At 64.2% G+C, this 16,194-nt stretch carries 10 protein-coding genes and 1 rRNA gene; 7 read left to right on the forward strand and 4 right to left on the reverse strand.

What is annotated here, in order from left to right; all coding sequences use genetic code 11:
• Positions 1-79 precede the first annotated feature (79 nt).
• From coaBC to CV_RS15120, 3 genes are all read left to right on the forward strand, one after another.
• On the forward strand, positions 80-1,261 hold the full coding sequence (gene coaBC / locus CV_RS15110; RefSeq protein WP_011136627.1) for a bifunctional phosphopantothenoylcysteine decarboxylase/phosphopantothenate--cysteine ligase CoaBC: 1,182 nt from the start codon (positions 80-82) through the stop codon (positions 1,259-1,261).
• A gap of 53 nt (positions 1,262-1,314) precedes the next feature.
• Entirely contained in the window at positions 1,315-1,767 is a 453-nt protein-coding gene (gene dut, locus CV_RS15115) for a dUTP diphosphatase (RefSeq protein WP_011136628.1), read from the forward strand.
• A 77-nt stretch (positions 1,768-1,844) separates the two neighbouring features.
• A complete protein-coding gene (locus CV_RS15120) occupies positions 1,845-2,861 on the forward strand; it encodes a GGDEF domain-containing protein (protein ID WP_011136629.1) in 1,017 nt (338 codons plus the stop codon).
• Between the two features lie 10 nt (positions 2,862-2,871).
• Here the strand turns inward: CV_RS15120 and CV_RS15125 are convergent, their stop codons facing one another.
• Positions 2,872-4,572 (reverse strand): bifunctional metallophosphatase/5'-nucleotidase, encoded by a 1,701-nt coding sequence (locus CV_RS15125; RefSeq protein ID WP_011136630.1) that lies wholly within the window; start codon positions 4,570-4,572, stop codon positions 2,872-2,874.
• A gap of 219 nt (positions 4,573-4,791) precedes the next feature.
• A complete protein-coding gene (locus CV_RS15130; protein WP_011136631.1) occupies positions 4,792-9,600 on the reverse strand; it encodes an NAD-glutamate dehydrogenase in 4,809 nt (1,602 codons plus the stop codon).
• Between the two features lie 476 nt (positions 9,601-10,076).
• Here CV_RS15130 and CV_RS15135 point away from each other — a divergent pair, with 476 nt between their 5' ends.
• The 4 genes from CV_RS15135 (at position 10,077) to CV_RS15150 (ending at position 13,466) form a co-directional block, all read left to right on the forward strand.
• Entirely contained in the window at positions 10,077-10,841 is a 765-nt protein-coding gene (locus CV_RS15135; protein WP_011136632.1) for an ABC transporter substrate-binding protein, read from the forward strand.
• An 82-nt stretch (positions 10,842-10,923) separates the two neighbouring features.
• Positions 10,924-11,610, forward strand: a complete 687-nt coding sequence (locus tag CV_RS15140) for an ABC transporter permease (RefSeq protein ID WP_011136633.1) — start codon at positions 10,924-10,926, stop codon at positions 11,608-11,610.
• Positions 11,607-12,338, forward strand: a complete 732-nt coding sequence (locus tag CV_RS15145) for an ABC transporter permease (protein ID WP_076227544.1) — start codon at positions 11,607-11,609, stop codon at positions 12,336-12,338. The genes CV_RS15140 and CV_RS15145 overlap by 4 nt, the downstream gene beginning before the upstream one ends.
• A 132-nt stretch (positions 12,339-12,470) precedes the next feature.
• Positions 12,471-13,466: a GlxA family transcriptional regulator gene (locus CV_RS15150; RefSeq protein ID WP_011136635.1), complete on the forward strand. Its 996-nt coding sequence runs from the start codon at positions 12,471-12,473 to the stop codon at positions 13,464-13,466.
• Positions 13,467-13,469: 3 nt separating this feature from the next.
• On the opposite strand, the gene CV_RS15155 is transcribed toward CV_RS15150, so the two are convergent.
• Positions 13,470-15,650, reverse strand: coding sequence for an ATP-binding protein (locus CV_RS15155; RefSeq protein ID WP_223938032.1), 2,181 nt, complete (start codon positions 15,648-15,650; stop codon positions 13,470-13,472).
• Between the two features lie 331 nt (positions 15,651-15,981).
• A 5S ribosomal RNA gene (rrf, locus tag CV_RS15160) occupies positions 15,982-16,096 on the reverse strand.
• Positions 16,097-16,194: the final 98 nt, after the last annotated feature.

Consider the following 16,194-nt stretch of genomic DNA (forward strand, 5'->3'; position numbering starts at 1 on the left):
GAACTGCGGACGACATGGCCACCCGAAAGGACAAATCCGCTAGAATGGCCAGTTTACGGCTGCTTTCGAACCCATAGAGATGACTGCCAAACGCATCCTCCTCGGCGTCGGCGGCGGCATCGCCGCCTACAAATCCGCCGAGCTGACCCGCCAGCTGATCAAGGCCGGGCACCAAGTGGAAGTGGTGATGACCGAATCGGCCACCCGTTTCGTCGCGCCCGCCACCTTCCAGGCGCTGTCGGGCCACACCGTCTACACCGACCTGTGGGACCCCCGCCCCAGCAACGCGATGGCCCATATCGAGCTGTCGCGCCGCGCCGACGCGTTCCTGATCGCGCCGGCCACCGCCAACCTGCTGTTCAAGCTGGCCCACGGCGCCTGCGACGACCTGGTCTCGACGCTGGCCGCCGCCCGCGCCTGCCCGCTGATCGTCGCTCCGGCGATGAATCTGCAGATGTGGCAGAACCCGCCCAACCAGCGCAACATCGCCCAGCTGGAGGCGGACGGCGTGACCGTGTTCGGCCCCGGCAACGGCTTCCAGGCCTGCGGCGAGACCGGCGACGGCCGCATGCTGGAGCCGCATGAAATCGTCGAGCTGCTGCACGGCTTCTTCGCCGACAAGCGGCTGGCCGGCAAGAAAGTGCTGCTGACCGCCGGCCCCACTTACGAAGCGATAGACGCGGTGCGCGGCATCACCAACATCAGCTCGGGCAAGATGGGCTACGCGCTGGCGCGCGCCTGCCGCGACGCCGGCGCCGAAGTGACCCTGGTCTCCGGCCCCACCGGCATGGAGGCGCCGATGAATGTGCGCCGCCTGGACGTCCAGAGCGCCGCCGAGATGCAGCAGGCGGTGCTGGCCGAAGTGGGCCGCAGCGACGTGTTCATCTCGGTGGCGGCGGTGGCCGACTACCGGGTGAAGAACCGCAGCGAGCACAAGATCAAGAAAGGCGCCGCCGCGCCGACCATCGAGCTGGAGGAGAATCCGGACATCCTGGCCACCGTCGCCAGCCTGCCCGCCGCGCCGTTCTGCGTCGGCTTCGCCGCCGAAAGCCAGAACCTGCTGGAATTCGCCGAAGCCAAGCGCAAGCGCAAGAAACTGCCGATGCTGGTGGCCAATCTCGCCCAGCAGGCGATGGGCGCAGACGACAACCAGGTCGTGCTGCTGGACGACGCGGGCCAACATCCCTTGCCGCAAATGCCCAAGGACGAAGTGGCCTCGGCCATCGTCCGCCACCTGGCCGCCCTGCTGGCCAAACGCTGAAGAATCAACCATGCGGCGGCCAGCCGGCCGCCGCCGCATCACAAGGAAACACCATGCAAGCCGTTATCGACGTCAAGATCCTGGACGCGCGCCTGCGCGACAACCTGCCCGCCTACGCCACCGCCGGCTCGGCCGGACTGGATCTGCGCGCCGCCACCGAAGAGACGATGACCATCCAGCCGGGCGAAACCCAGCTGGTTCCGACCGGCATCGCCATCCACCTGAGCGATCCGGGCCTGGCTGCGATGCTGCTGCCGCGCTCCGGCCTGGGCCACAAGCACGGCATCGTGCTGGGCAACCTGGTGGGCCTGATCGACTCCGATTACCAGGGCCAGATGTTCGTGTCCGTGTGGAACCGCGGCCAGCAGCCGTTCCGCCTGGAGCCGATGGAGCGCATCGCCCAGATGGTGATCGTGCCGGTGGTCCAGGCCAGCTTCAACATCGTCGACGACTTCGACGCGTCCGACCGCGGCGCCGGCGGTTTCGGCAGCACCGGCCGCGGCTGAGGCGTTTTTCCCGGCGGGCTTGCCTATAATTCCGTGGACCCGCGGCGCCGTCGCGCCGCGGCACAGGAGCGCCCGCCATGCCCCACTCCGCCTCGAAGCAGGACGACAGCAAGCTTCTGCTCGACAATCTGGTCGAGCTGACCTCGCAGCGCGAGCAGGAAATGCTGGAGTCCAGCCTGCTGTCCACGCTGGTGGAGCTGATGCGGGTGGACAAGGCCGAACTGTTCGCCTGCCGCTGGGTCAACGGCGCGCCCTACATCCGCCGCAGGCTGGAAGCCCAGGCCTCCTCCGGCAAACCCGTCGTGCGGGAAACCAACACCGACGGCTGGCTGCCGCCCCCCGCCTTCCTGTACGACCTGCTCAACCGCGTCGGCCGCGACGACGTGGTGCAGCGCATCCCCAGCGGCCTGTGCCTGCCGCTGCGCTGCATGGGCAACATCATCGCCCTGGTGGTGATCCACTGCGGCAGCGACTCCAGGATCAACCGCGACATGCTCAAGGCGATGACGCGGATACACGAGAACTTCTTGCGCCTGCTGTTCGAGGCCGACCGTGACATGCTGACCGCGCTGCACAACCGCCGCAAGTTCGACCTGCGCTTCTACAACCTGATCGCCGCGCTGCAGCACGAGCCCGCATCCACGATGCCGCACGTGCTGGCGTTGCTGGACATCGACCATTTCAAACGGGTGAACGACCAATTCGGCCACATGGTCGGCGACGAGGTGCTGCTGCTGATGGCGCAACTGATGCAGCAGAGCTTCCGCGAGGAAGACGGGCTGTTCCGCTACGGCGGCGAGGAGTTCGCGCTGCTCCTGCAAGGCAACCAGCCGGAAATCGCCGAACAGGCGCTGGAACGCTTCCGCGCCACGGTGGAAGGCCACATCTTCCCGCAAGTCGGCAACATCACCATCAGCATCGGGCATACCCGCATCGTCCACGGCCAACTGCCCGACCGCCTGATCGAGCAAGCCGACCGCGCGCTTTATTACGCCAAGAGCCATGGCCGCAACCAGGTGCGCGGCTACGAACAGTTGGAAGCCGGCGGCGAGCTGGAGGCGCCGCCGGCTTCCAGCCAGGTCGACTATTTCTGAACGCCGGTGGTCACGGCAACTGGACGATGCGGTCAAGCGCCGGCACCGGCAGCGCGGGATGCGCCGCCAGATAGCTTTGCAGCACGTCCACGTCCACCCCGCCGCCGACGCGGTTGACGCCCTCGGTCAACACGGTGAAGCCGTCTCCGCCGCCGGCGATGAAGTTGTTCACCTGCACCGTGTAACTGGCCTTGGGGTCGATCTTCACGCCGTTGATCGTGATGCTGCCGATGTCCACCTTGCTGCCGGCCGGCGCCGACTGGCTCCAGCTGTAGCGGAAGCCGGACGACACCTGCAGGATCTTGGGCTGGGACGGATTGCTCCACTGCTGCTCCAGCAGGCGGTCTATCTGCTCGCCGGTCAGCTTCATCGTCATCATGGTGTTGCCGAACGGCTGCACGGTATAGATCTGCTTGTAGCTGACGCTGCCATCCGCTGCCGGCGCCAGGTCGGCGCGGATGCCGCCCGGGTTCATGAAGGCGGCCACCGCGCCCTGCGCCTTGCCGGCTTCCAGTTGCGAATCGGCGATCGCGTCGCCCAGCGTCGACTCGCCCGCCGGGCTGGCTGCGCGGGTCAAGCCGCCCGCCAGCGTGCCCACCGGCTTGTTGGCGATGGGCGCGGCCTTGTTCAAATAGAACTGGACCAGGCTGCTGATATTGGCCAGCGGCGCGATGTCCTGGGTCACCGGGCGGTTGACCGCCTGGATGGATCCCGGCACGAAAGTCCGCGTCGCGTGGCTCAGCTTGAAATTGATCTCGGTGAACAACTGTCCGTAGTTCTTGGCGCTGGTGACGGTGCGGCCGTCGATCTGGCAGTTGTAGGCCTGGTGGGTGTGGCCGGTGACCACCAGACCCACCGCCTTGTCCAGCTTCTTGACGATGTCGACGATGGGGCCGGAGATGCCCTTGCACTCGTTGTAATTGCCGCTCTGGTAGCCGCCCTCGTGCACCACCACCACCACCGCGGCCACGCCCTGCGCCTTCAGCTTGGGCACCAGCGCGTTGACGGTGTCGGCCTCGTCCTTGAAGCTCAACCCCTGGATGCCGGTGGGCGAGACGATGTCAGGCGTGCCTTTCAGCGTCATGCCGATGAAGGCGACCGGAATATTGCCGTATTTCTTGATCTCATAGGCGGGGAACAGCGTGCCGCCGTCCTGTTTCTGCACGTTGGCGGCCAGGAACTTGAATTTGGCGCCGGCGAAGCTGCCGCCGTTCTGGCAAGTGGTGTTGCCGCCGCCCGCCTTGCAGCCACCGTTCTGCATACGCAGCAGTTCGTCCTGGCCGTCGTCGAACTCGTGGTTGCCCACCGCGTTGATGTCCAGGCCCAGCAGGTTCATCGCCTCGATGGTCGGCTCGTCGTGGAACAGGCCGGACACCAGCGGGCTGGCGCCTATCAGGTCGCCGGCCGACACCACCACGGTGTTCGGCGACTGCGCGCGCAGCTGCTTGACCCAGGCCGCCAGGTAGTCGACGCCGCCGGCCGTCACTTTGACGGTCTTGCTCGCGTCTTTTGGATCGGGGATCGACAGCGTGCCCGGCGCCTCCAGATTGCCGTGAAAATCGTTGAAGGCGATCATCTTGACCGCCACCTGGCCAGCGGCGGCTTCGTCGCCGGTCTGGGTGCGCGTCGCGCTCACGGAAGAGGAATCGGACATGCAGCCGCCCAGCGCCAGCGAGGCGCCCAGGGCCATGCCCAACGGAATCAGTTTCATTGACTTGCTCCCTTGTAATAGTCTTCACCCGATATCCGCCGCTGCCACGGCATGACATCGAGATCGGCAAAGATACACAAGTTCAATGACATTTGAACTGCCAAAAATACAAAATCGGAAAACCTCGGCCGCATCGGCAAGACAAACAAAAACGCCGCGAGGAAACCTCGCGGCGTTGCTCATTCCGTCCTTTCGGCCGGAATCTTCAGCTCATCGGCATCAGGCCAGCAGGTGGTTGTTCAGCTCGCGCATGCCGGCGGACAGCATCGCCAGATCCAGCGCGCTGAAGGACTGCAGCTCGGCGAACATCTGGCCGCACACCTCCACCGCGGCGTGGCGCTTCTCCAGCCACTGCAGGGCGAAGGCTGCCCCCTCGCCATCCTGCAGCGCCAGCTTGGCCAGCTTGCAATGCACGCGGTACAGGTCATCGCGCAGCGCGGAGCGGGCCAGAGACTGCCAGCGGTTGTCGCGCGGCAGGCCGGTGATGGCGTCGCGCAGCCAGTCCAGCTGCAGCGAGCGGCCCAGCTGGAAGTAGTTGGCGGCCACCTGCTCCAGCTTGAGCTTGCTGCCCTCGCCGATCTCGATGATGTCCATCAGCGGCACCGCGTATTCCAGGCGAGCCAGCACCTGCTGCAGCGGCTGCGGCAGATTGGCGTGGGCGATGCGCTGCTCCAGCTCGGCCACCGCCGGGTAGTCGGCGGACGGAATCAGCTTGGGCAGTTGCGCCAGCAGGCCCTGCACCTTGGACGCGTACTGCTCGATCACCGCGTTGACGGAGCCGAACGGACGCTTGTTGCGCAGCACCCAGCGAGTGACGCGCTCCACCAGGGTGCGCACCAGCACCATCAGCTGCATCTGCTGGTCGGCCGGCACCTTGTTGTCCAGCGCCTCAATCTGGCCCCACAGGCTTTCCGCGTCGAACGCGCGGCTGGCGATCCACCAGGCGCGGGCGATGTCGGCCGCGGAGAACGGCGACTCCTCCTGCAGGCGGAACACAAAGGTGGTGCCCATGCGGTTGACGATCTGGTTGGCCAGCTGGTTGGCGATGATCTCGCGGCGCAGCTGGTGCTGCTCCATCTGCTTGCCGAAACGCTGCTGCAGCGGTTTCGGGAAATAGCCCACCAACACCGGCAGGAAGTCCTTGTCGTCCGGCACGTCGGTGGCCAGGATGGCCTGGTCCAGCGAAATCTTGCTGTAGGCCAACAACACCGCGATCTCCGGCACGGTCAGGCCCTGGCGGGCGAGGCGGCGCTCGTTGATCTGGGTTTCGGACGGCAGGTACTCGATCTCGCGGTTCAGCTCGCCGGTCTTCTCCATGTGCGCGATCATCCGCGCGTGGGTGGACAGCATGGAAGCCGCTTCCAGACGCTTGATCGCCAGCACCTGGGTCTGCAGGATGTTGTTGCGCAGCACCAGGTGGCCGACTTCCTCGGTCATTTCAGCCAAGAGCTCGTTGCGCTGCTTCAGCGTCATGTCGCCGGCCTGCATCACCGCGCCCAGCAGGATCTTGATGTTGACCTCGTGGTCGGAGCAATCGACGCCGGCCGAGTTGTCGATGGCGTCGGTGGCGATGCGGCCGCCGGCCAGCGCGAACTCCACGCGGCCCAGCTGGGTGCAAGTCAGGTTGCCGCCCTCGGCGACGACCTTGGCCTGCAGCTGGTTGCCGTTGACGCGCACCGGATCGCAAGCGCGGTCGCGGGCGTCGGCGTGGCTCTGCGTCGACGCCTTGATGTAGGTGCCGATGCCGCCGTTGTACAAGAGATCGATCTTGGCCTTGAGGATCTCATGGATCAGCTCGTTCGGCGCCATCTGGTCCTTGTCGGTTTCCAGCCATGCCTTCACTTCCGGCGACAGCGGAATCGACTTGGCGGAGCGTTCGAAGATGCCGCCGCCCTTGGAGATCAGCTCGCGGTTGTAATCAGCCCAGCTGGAGCGCGGCAGATTGAACAGGCGCGCGCGCTCGGCGAAGCTCTTCTTCGCGTCCGGCGTCGGGTCCAGGAAGATGTGCAGGTGGTTGAACGCCGCCTTCAGGCAGATATGCTCGGACAGCAGCATGCCGTTGCCGAACACGTCGCCGGCCATGTCGCCGATGCCGATCACCGTGAAGTCCTGTTCCTGGGTATTGATGCCCAGATGGCGGAAGTGGCGCTTCACCGACTCCCAGGCGCCGCGGGCGGTGATGCCCATGCCCTTGTGGTCGTAGCCGGCGGAGCCGCCGGAGGCAAAGGCGTCGCCCAGCCAGAAGCCGTAGGACTCGGAAATGCCGTTGGCGATGTCGGAGAAGGTCGCGGTGCCCTTGTCGGCCGCCACTACCAGGTACGGATCGTCCGGATCCAGGCGGCGCACGTCCTTCGGCGGAATGATCTGGCCGGTCACCAGGTTGTCGGTGACGTCCAGCAAGGCGGAGATGAAGATCTTGTAGCAGGCGATGCCCTCGGCCAGGAAGGCCTCGCGGTCGCTCGGCGCCGGCAGTTGCTTGCCGACGAAGCCGCCCTTGGAACCCATCGGCACGATCACCGAGTTCTTCACCATCTGCGCCTTCACCAGGCCCAGCACCTCGGTGCGGAAGTCTTCCATGCGGTCGGACCAGCGCAGGCCGCCGCGGGCCACCTTGGAGCCGCGCAGGTGCACGCCCTCGACGCGCGGGCTGTACACCCAGATTTCAAACAGCGGGCGCGGCTGCGGCAGGAACGGAATCTGGTTGGACTCCAGTTTGAACGAGATGTAGGACTTGAACTGGCCGTCTTCCGCCTTCTGCCAGAAGTTGGTGCGGCGGGTGGCCAGGATCACGGCCAGGAAACCGTTCAGGATGCGGTCTTCGTCCAGGTTGGCCACGCCGTCCAGCATGCCGCGCACCGCGGCCAGCAGCAGCTCGGCCTTGTCGTCGTCGAAGCCCGCCGGGTCCAGGCGGGCGTAGAACAGCTCCACCAGGCTGCGGGTGATGGCCGGATAGTTGGCCACGCACTGCTCGATGTAGGCCTGGCTGAAAGTCAGGCCGCCCTGGCGCAGATACTTGGCCAGCGCGCGCACCAGCGAGATTTCGCGCCAGTCGAGGCCGGCCACCAGCGCCAGCCGGTTGAAGCCGTCGTTCTCGCAGCGCTTGGCGAACACCTGGGCCAGCAGCTCCTGGAAGTCCTGCTGCACCTGGTCCTGCGCCATCTGCTCGCCGAAGCCGCCGACGTCCAGGCCGAAGTCGCTGATCCACACCTGGCTGCCGTCGCCGCGCTTCACGCAGTACGGATGCTCGTCGCGCACCTTGACACCCATGTTCTCCAGGATGGGCAGGCTGGCGGACAGGCCCAGCGGCTCGCCCTCGCGGAACAGCTTCAGATTGAAGGCCGCGCCCACGCGATGGAAGGGACGGTACAGCTTCATCGCCAGCGGCTGCTCGGCAGAGATCGCTTCCAGGTGCTGGACGTCCAGCACCGCGTTGCGCACCGCGAACTCTTCGCGGTAAGCCAGCGGGAAGCCGTCCTTGTAGCGGTTGAACAGGCCGTTGCCGCGCTCTTCGCCGTGCGCCTCCACCAGTTGCTGGTGCAGCTCCTCGGTCCAGCCGCGCACCAGGCGGGCGATTTCGGCTTCGATGTCGGCGGCGTGGAATTCAGGCAACTTGGCGGATGCGGTGCGGATGATGTAGTGGACGCGGGCCAGGGTGCCGTCGCCGATCTGCACGCTGAACTCGGCGCTGGCGCCGTTGAAGGCGTTCATCAGCACCTTTTCGATCTTCAGCCGCACTTCAGTGCTGAAGCTGTCGCGCGGCACGTAGACCAGGCTGCTGACATAGCGGTGGTAACGGTCGGCGCGGACGAACAGGCGCACGCGCGGACGCTCCTGCAGGCTGACGATGCCTTCGGCGATCGGCGCCAGCACTTCGGCCGGGATCTCGAACAGCTCGTCGCGCGGGTAGCTTTCCAGCACGAAGCCCAGGGTCTTGGCCTTGTAGCTGTCGTCGACGAAGTCGCAGCTGGACACCACGGTCGCCACTTTCTGGCGCAGGATGGGCACGTCCTTCGGCGAAGCCTGGTAGGCGCTGGCGGTATACAGGCCCAGGAAGCGGCGCTCGCCTATCACCTGGCCCTTGTCGTTGAAGCGCTTGATGCCGACGAAGTCGACATAGGCCGGGCGGTGGATGATGGAGCGGGTCTGGGACTTGTTCAGGATGATCAGTTGCGGCAGGTGCGCGAGCTCGCGCAGTTCCTGCGGCAACTGTTCGAAGCTGGCGGAGTATTCCTTGTCGCCCTGGTCCTTCAGGATGCCGAGGCCGGAGTCCTTGACGATCTTCAGGCTGTCCTTGCCGTCGCGCTTGACCAGGTCGTAGTCGCAATAGCCCATGAACAGGAAGTTGCGGGCGGCCATCCAGTCGAGGAAGGCCACGGCTTCCTTGGCCTCTGCGGCGCGTTCGCCCTTCACCTTGGCCAGGTCCTTGCCGATGCCGGCCAGCACTTCGCGCATTTTCGGCTCGTCGCTGACCACCAGGCGGATGTCCGCCAGCACGCGCTTGAGTTCGGCCTCCAGCTTGGACAGCAGCTCGGCGTCGCTGATGCGGTCGATCTGGACGTGGATGAACGACTCCAGCGGCAGGCTGCGGTCCTCGGTGCGCTTCACCTCGGCCAGCACGCCGCTCTTGTCGCGGGCGACCGCCAGCACCGGATGGACCAGCAGATGCAGATTGAGGTTGTAGCGCGACAGCAGCATGGAGATCGAATCGATCAGGAACGGCATGTCGTCGTTCACCACTTCGATCACCGTGTGAGTACTTTGCCAGCCGTCGCGTTCGAAATCGGGGTTGTAGATGCGGCACTTGACCTGTCCGGCAGAGCGCTTGCCGGCAAACTCGTAGTGGGCCATTGCTGCGCCGAACAGATCGAGAGAGGAGAACTGCCGAAGGTCGGCGTGTTCGGTTTCTTCGAAGTAGATCGGGAAGAAGGCGGCGAGTCGTTGGGTCTCCTTGGAAGAAAGCTTGCTCTCGGCCACTGCCTGAATATCAGCGATCAGACTGGCCAGTTCGGTCTTGTTGGTAAGCGACATTTAGCTTCTCTTGTTGTGAGCAGGGAGGTTGTCGGGGCATTGTAGATAGCGCCACCCCGGCCGGATTTCCTTAATGCGACATGGACTTACATAAAACGCGCAAGCCCTATCCCGGCGGCAAAAACGCAGCCGCATAAGCCACGCGAAAATCCAGCCGACACCTTACATCAAAGCGACGGACAATTACACAAATCTCGTGACAGCACGCATTGTAGACCATCGAACAATGCGATATTAAGTCATTGATTTTTATGATATTTCCATTTATTCGAAAAAGTAAGGTAGAATGTGCGCACTTGCTTGTGGGGATTGACCAACTCCGCCGATTATTGTTGGCTATCACAAAAACCGTTGGTCGATTCAGAACACAAGACGGCCCGGATCGGAACATTAACGTTGCCTCCGGTGCGGGGTTTACAAGCAGGCCGCCGGCGCGTCCCGCCAGCGGCCAACGAGAGAGAAGTAGAAGCAACATCATGAAAAAAGCCCTGATCGCAAGCGCCGGCCTCGCCCTGCTCGCCTCCCTGTCCGCTCAAGCCGAAACCCTGCGCGTCGGCGTGGATCTCAACTACCCGCCGTTCTCCAAGCAAGGCGCCGACGGCAAGCCGCAAGGCTTCGACATCGACATCGCCAACGCGCTGTGCGCGGCGATGAAGGTCACTTGCCAGATCGTGCCGCAAGACTGGGACGGCCTGATCCCGGCGCTGAACGCCAACAAGTTCGACGTCATCATCTCGTCGATGCAGATCACGCCGGAACGCCAGAAGGCGGTGGACTTCTCGCACAAGTACTACAACATCGCCAGCCGCATGGTGGCCAAGGACGGCACCAAGGTCGACGCCGCCAGCCTGAAGGGCAAGAAGATCGGCGTGCTGCGCGCGTCCACCCAGGAAAAGTTCGCCAAGGATTACTGGGGCAAGAACGGCGCCACCGTCGTGCCTTACGCCAAATCGCCCGAATCCTTCCTGGACCTGAAGTCCGGCCGCGTCGACGCGGTGTTCGTCGACAGCGCCGTAGGCGAGCAAGAGTTCCTCAAGACCACCCAGGCCAAGGGCTACAGCTTCGTCGGCCCCAACTACTCCGACGTCAAGTACTTCGGCCCCGGCTGCGGCATCGCCGTCAAGAAAGGCAACAAGGCCTTGGTCGAGCGCCTGAACAAGGGCATCGACCAGATCCGCAAGGACGGTTCCTACAAGAAAGTTCAGGACAAGTACTTCAGCTTCGACATCTACGGCGGCTGATTCCTGAACTGATCCCACCCGATACGACCCGGCGCGCCGCCCGCGCGCCGGCGTCGGCAATCCCTTTTTCCGAGATTGCTTCATGCTTCAAGGCTACCTTCCCAGCATTCTAGAAGGCGGTGTGCTGACCCTGAAACTGGCCGGCACCGCGCTGGTCGTGTCCGTCGCGCTCGGCCTGGTCGGCGCGCTGTTCAAGTCCAGCCACTCGCGCCCGCTGACCCTGCTGGCAGAATTCTACTCCACCGTGGTGCGCGGCGTTCCGGACCTGGTGTGGATGTTCCTGCTGTTCTTCGGCGCCCAGATGGCTCTCAATGACCTCTGCGGCTACTTCGGCTGGCAAAGCCCGGACATCGACCCGTTCGCCGCGGGCGTGGCCACGCTGGGCTTCATCTTCGGCGCCTACATGACCGAGACCTTCCGCGGCGCGATGATGGCCGTGCACAAGGGCCAGATGGAAGCCGGGCTCGCCTACGGCATGACGCCGCTGCGCGTGTTCTTCCGCATCCAGCTGCCGCAGATGGTGCGCTATGCGCTGCCCAGCTTCTCCAACAACTGGCTGGTGCTGGTGAAGTCCACCGCCCTGGTGTCTGTGATCGGCCTCAATGACGTGATGTACCGCGCCGATGCCGCCAAATCCGCCACCCAGCAGCCGTTCGACGTCTACATCGTCGTCGGCGCGTTGTTCCTCGTCGTCACCGGCGTGTCCAACCTGCTGCTCCACTGGCTGGAGAAACGCTATTCGATGGGCACCAAGGAGAGCGGCCTGTGATCGATCCCCAACTGATTATCGAACGGCTGCCTGAATTTTTCGGCGCCCGTGACGGCGGCCCGATGCTGTCCAGCACCGACGGTCTGATCCTGACGCTGGAGCTGCTGGCCCTGTCGCTGCTGCTGGGCCTGGCCATGGCGGTTCCGCTGGCGGTGGCCCGCGTCTCCAGGAGGCGCGCGCTGTCCGGCGCCGTCTGGCTGTTCGGCTACGTGTTCCGCGGCACGCCGCTGTTGGTGCAGCTGTTCATCATCTACTACGGCCTGGCGCAATTCGACTGGGTGCGCGACAGCTGGGCCTGGCATTACCTGCAGGACGCCTATGTCTGCGCGATCCTGGCTTTCACGCTGAACACCGCCGCCTACACCACCGAAATCATCGCCGGCCAGATCCGCGCCACCCACTGGGGCGAGATCGAGGCGGCGCGCTCGATGGGCATGAGCCACTGGCTGATGCTGCGCCGGATCGTGCTGCCTTCGGCGCTGCGCCGCGCGCTGCCCGCCTACAGCAACGAAGTGATCATGATGCTGCAAAGCACCGCGATCGCCGGCCTGGTGACGCTGGCCGACCTCACCGGCGTGGCCCGGCGCATCTACAGCGAGAGCTATATGCCGTTCGAGCCCTTCCTCACCGCCGCGCTGATCTACCTGGCCCTGACCTTCGCCCTGGTCTGGCTGATGAAGCGCGCCGAACGCCGCTATCTGGCCTTCCTCGCCCCCCGCAAGCCATGAGGCCGCACGGGCCGGCAACAATTTGTGCCGGCCCGCCGAAATAAATCGTACAATGCAGGGCAAGATAACGCCGCCATGCCAGGCCAGCCTGACATGGCGGCATTTTTGCCAACTGACACAGACAATCAAACCATGGGTCATCCGTCCCAAACCGGCAAAGCCCTGCGCTTTGGCTTCCTGCTCCTGCCCCATGCCTCGATGGCCGATTTCGCCAGCGCCTCCGAGGTGCTGACGCACGCCAATCTGCTGGCGGAAAAACGCCTGTACGAAACCCTGTTGCTGTCGCTGGACGGCGCCCCGGTGCAACTGTCCAACGGCATCAAGCTGGCTGTGGACCTGCCGCTGTCCTACGCGCCCAAGCTGGACTATCTGCTGATCCTGGCGGATGAGATCGGCAACGATTTCGCGCTGGAAGACCTGAGCAAGGGCCTGGCCGGCGGCAACGCCGACAAGATGACGCTGGCCGGCATAGGCTGCGGCAGCTACTGGCTGGCGCGCGCCGGCCTGCTGGCTGGGCAGCGCGCCACCATACACTGGCGCGAGATTTCTCGCCTGACCGAGGAGTTTCCGGACGTGATCGTCACGTCCAATCTTTACGAGAGCGAAGGCCGCTGCCTAAGCTGCGCCGGCGGCGCCGCCACTTTCGACTTCATGCTGGATCTGGTGGGCAAGCAACAGGGCCACGAGTTCATCGCCCAATTGTCCGAACTGTTCAGCATGGAGCGCATCCGTCCCGGCAACGAACGCCAGCGCATCCCGCTGGCCACCCGCATCGGCGGCAGCCAACCCAAGCTGACCGAGGCGGTCAGCCTGATGGAGGCGAACATAGAAGAGCCGCTCTCCACCGACGACATCGCCTACTACGTCGGCGTGTCCCGCCGGCAGCTGGAGAGGCTGTTCAAGCAGTATCTGGGCACGGTGCCGTCCAAATACTACCTGGAGCTGCGTCTGAACCGCGCGCGCCAGCTGCTGCAGCAGACCAGCAAATCCATCGTCCAGATCGGACTGGCCTGCGGCTTCTCCAGCGGTCCGCATTTCTCCAGCACCTACCGCAACCATTTCAACATCACCCCGCGCGAGGAACGCGCTCAACGCGCCCAGCCAGGCGCCCTGTCCCGGGCGCCCTGACCGTCAGCTCACCTGCCGCTCCGCCTGCAAAGCCAGCGGCAGCTCGATGCGGAAGCAGGCGCCGCTGGCCGGGATGTTTTCCGCCGAGATCAGCCCGCCGTACTGCTCGACGATGGTCTGGCAGATCGACAAGCCAAGCCCCATGCCATGCGGCTTGGTGGAAAAGAACGGGTGGAACAACACCTCCAGCAGATCGGGCGTAATGCCTCGGCCGGTGTCGCGCACCTCCAGTATCCCTTTCCGCCCCTCGCGCCGCGTATGGATGATCACATGGCGCTTCATCGGCGGCTCGTCCTTCAGCGCATCCATCGCATTGGATAACAGGTTCAGCACCACCTGCTCCAGCTGTATGCTGTCCGCCATCACCGGGATCGAATACCCGGACAACAGCTGCACCACTTCGATGCCCCGGTCGCGCAAGTCGTACTCGGCCAGGAACATGCAATTGCCGACTACCTGGTTGATGTCGATCAGCCGGGTTTCTATCGCCCGCTTGCTGACCAGCGCGCGCAAGCGCTTGATGATCTCCCCGGCCCGGCCCGCCTGCGCCACCGCCAGCTTCAGCGCCGAATGCACCTGGGGCGGCGCGTCGTCCACGCCTTCCAGCATCTGCATCGCGGCTTGGCAATAATTGGAAATGGCTGTCAACGGCTGATTGAGCTCATGCGCGATGCCCGAGGCCATTTCACCCATGGTATGCAAGCGCGCCACATGGGACAGCTTCTCCAGGTGCTCCTTGACCCGCGTCTCGCTGGCCTCCAGCGCTTCCGCCGTCCGTTGACGCAGCGGCCCCATGTCCCGCAGCGCGCACACCACGCCGATCAGCACGCCATCGCGCGACAGCAGCGGCGCGATGCCGCCTTCGACGAAATGCACCTTGCCCCGCGCCGTCGTCAGTTGCATCCTCTCCTGCAACTCCACCGGCGCGCCGGTGCGGAAGCATTCGGCTATCGGATCTTCGGCGAACTCCGAAGCCAGCTCGCCCAGCAGGCGGAACACCTCATGGCAAGGCTGACCCAGCACCTCCTCGGCCGGCATCTCCACCAGCCTCAGCGCGATGGGATTCGCCATCTCGATGCTGCGGTCCTGCCTCAGGATCAGCACGCCGTCGTGAATCGCATTCAGCGTCACCGACGCCCGTTCACTCTGCAAAAACAGCTCCTCGTCCGCCAGGCTGCGCTGCCTACGCAGGGCCATGCGCTGAGAATAGATCAACCCCACCGCGGCCAGCAGCAGCGTCAGCAACAGTTCGCGCAGCAGCAACAGCAGCAGGGCCAGATCGCTGATCCGGATGTCCTGCGCCACCCCAAGCACAAATGGCTGGGCTTCGCTGTTCAAGGACAATCGCGTTTCCAGCCGGGTGACGACCGGCCACCAGTCGTGGTCGGTCACGCGGTGAAGGCGCTCGTACAGCAACTCGTGTCCGCCCTCCTTCGCCAGCAAGGCCAGATCCAGATTGCCAGGCAGGCTGGCGTCGACCGGCAACTGCAGCAAGCGATCGCAAAACACCACCAGCACCGCCATGCCGACCAAGCGCTTCCTGCCTGGCGATTCCAACTCGCGATACAGGGGCTGCATCAGCAGATAAGCCCTCCCGCCGCCGTCATACAGCTCGAAGGGGCGCGACGACACCTTCTGCCCGCCTGCCATCGCCCGTTTCAGCTCGGGAGCGAAGTAAGCATCCCCCAGCATGTCGTAGCCATACACCGGACTGGCCGCTGGCAAATCCGGCTCTATCATCGATACGACGAGAGACTGCGGACGGACAGGCGCAGGCTGCCAACTGCGCCGGCCCACGATATCGAAATCCCGGATATAGAAAGTCTCGCCAAAGCGCTGCTCCATCTCGCGCAGGAAAGCCTCACGATTGTCGGAGGTGACATTGCGGAGAAACTGGATCGCATACAGCTGCTGGTAACGCGGCAGCATTTCCCGCGAGAAGGCGCCCACCGCCGATGCATCGAATGGCTCTCGAGACAGCAGCAAAGCATCGATAGCCGACAGCACCGACTCGTTCTGATCCAGCCGCCTGGCAACGCCGGCATACGCCTGATGGGCGGCCAATTCGAAGCCGTCCTGCAGGCGGCGATACTCGCCCACACCCCACTGCACTGCCACAAGCAGCGCGCAAGCAAGCCAGACCGCGCCGAACAGCAGCCATTCGCCGCCCTTGAATTTGCTCAAGACTTCCGCCTTAGGGGTTTACTCGACATTTTGAATAATATGCGCCGCATAAATTATCTGCCGCGCATTTTTGCAAAAATACCGCACAGCCGCAACGATGCCGCATGGACAATCTGTCCAAGAATTCACACAGTCGAAGCTGTCCCGCCCGCGAGAAAGGCAGCATGGAGGGACGTTGGTCACGTACTACTCAATACCGGTGGGACGTCGGCACTTTGCTACTGAAAACGGGGGATGTCGAGGCCTACCGAGAAACGGCGGAGGCATGGCCGGTGGTCGGGCCGGAATGCGCAAAGCCCAGCTCGATTGAGCTGGGCTTTGTCGTATGGGCGTCTGGCGGTGTCCTACTTTCACATGGCGAATGCCACACTATCATCGGCGCTAAGGCGTTTCACGGTCCTGTTCGGGATGGGAAGGCGTGGGACCACCTCGCTATGGCCACCAGACATAAACTGGTCAAACTCAAGAAGCCTGAACCAGAGATCCTCTCTGATTCTGAATATTCGGTATCTGATCGTGTCGCACACACGCTATCTTCGCGCCT

The sequence above is a fragment of the Chromobacterium violaceum ATCC 12472 genome (assembly GCF_000007705.1).
Taxonomy (GTDB): Bacteria; Pseudomonadota; Gammaproteobacteria; order Burkholderiales; family Chromobacteriaceae; genus Chromobacterium; species Chromobacterium violaceum.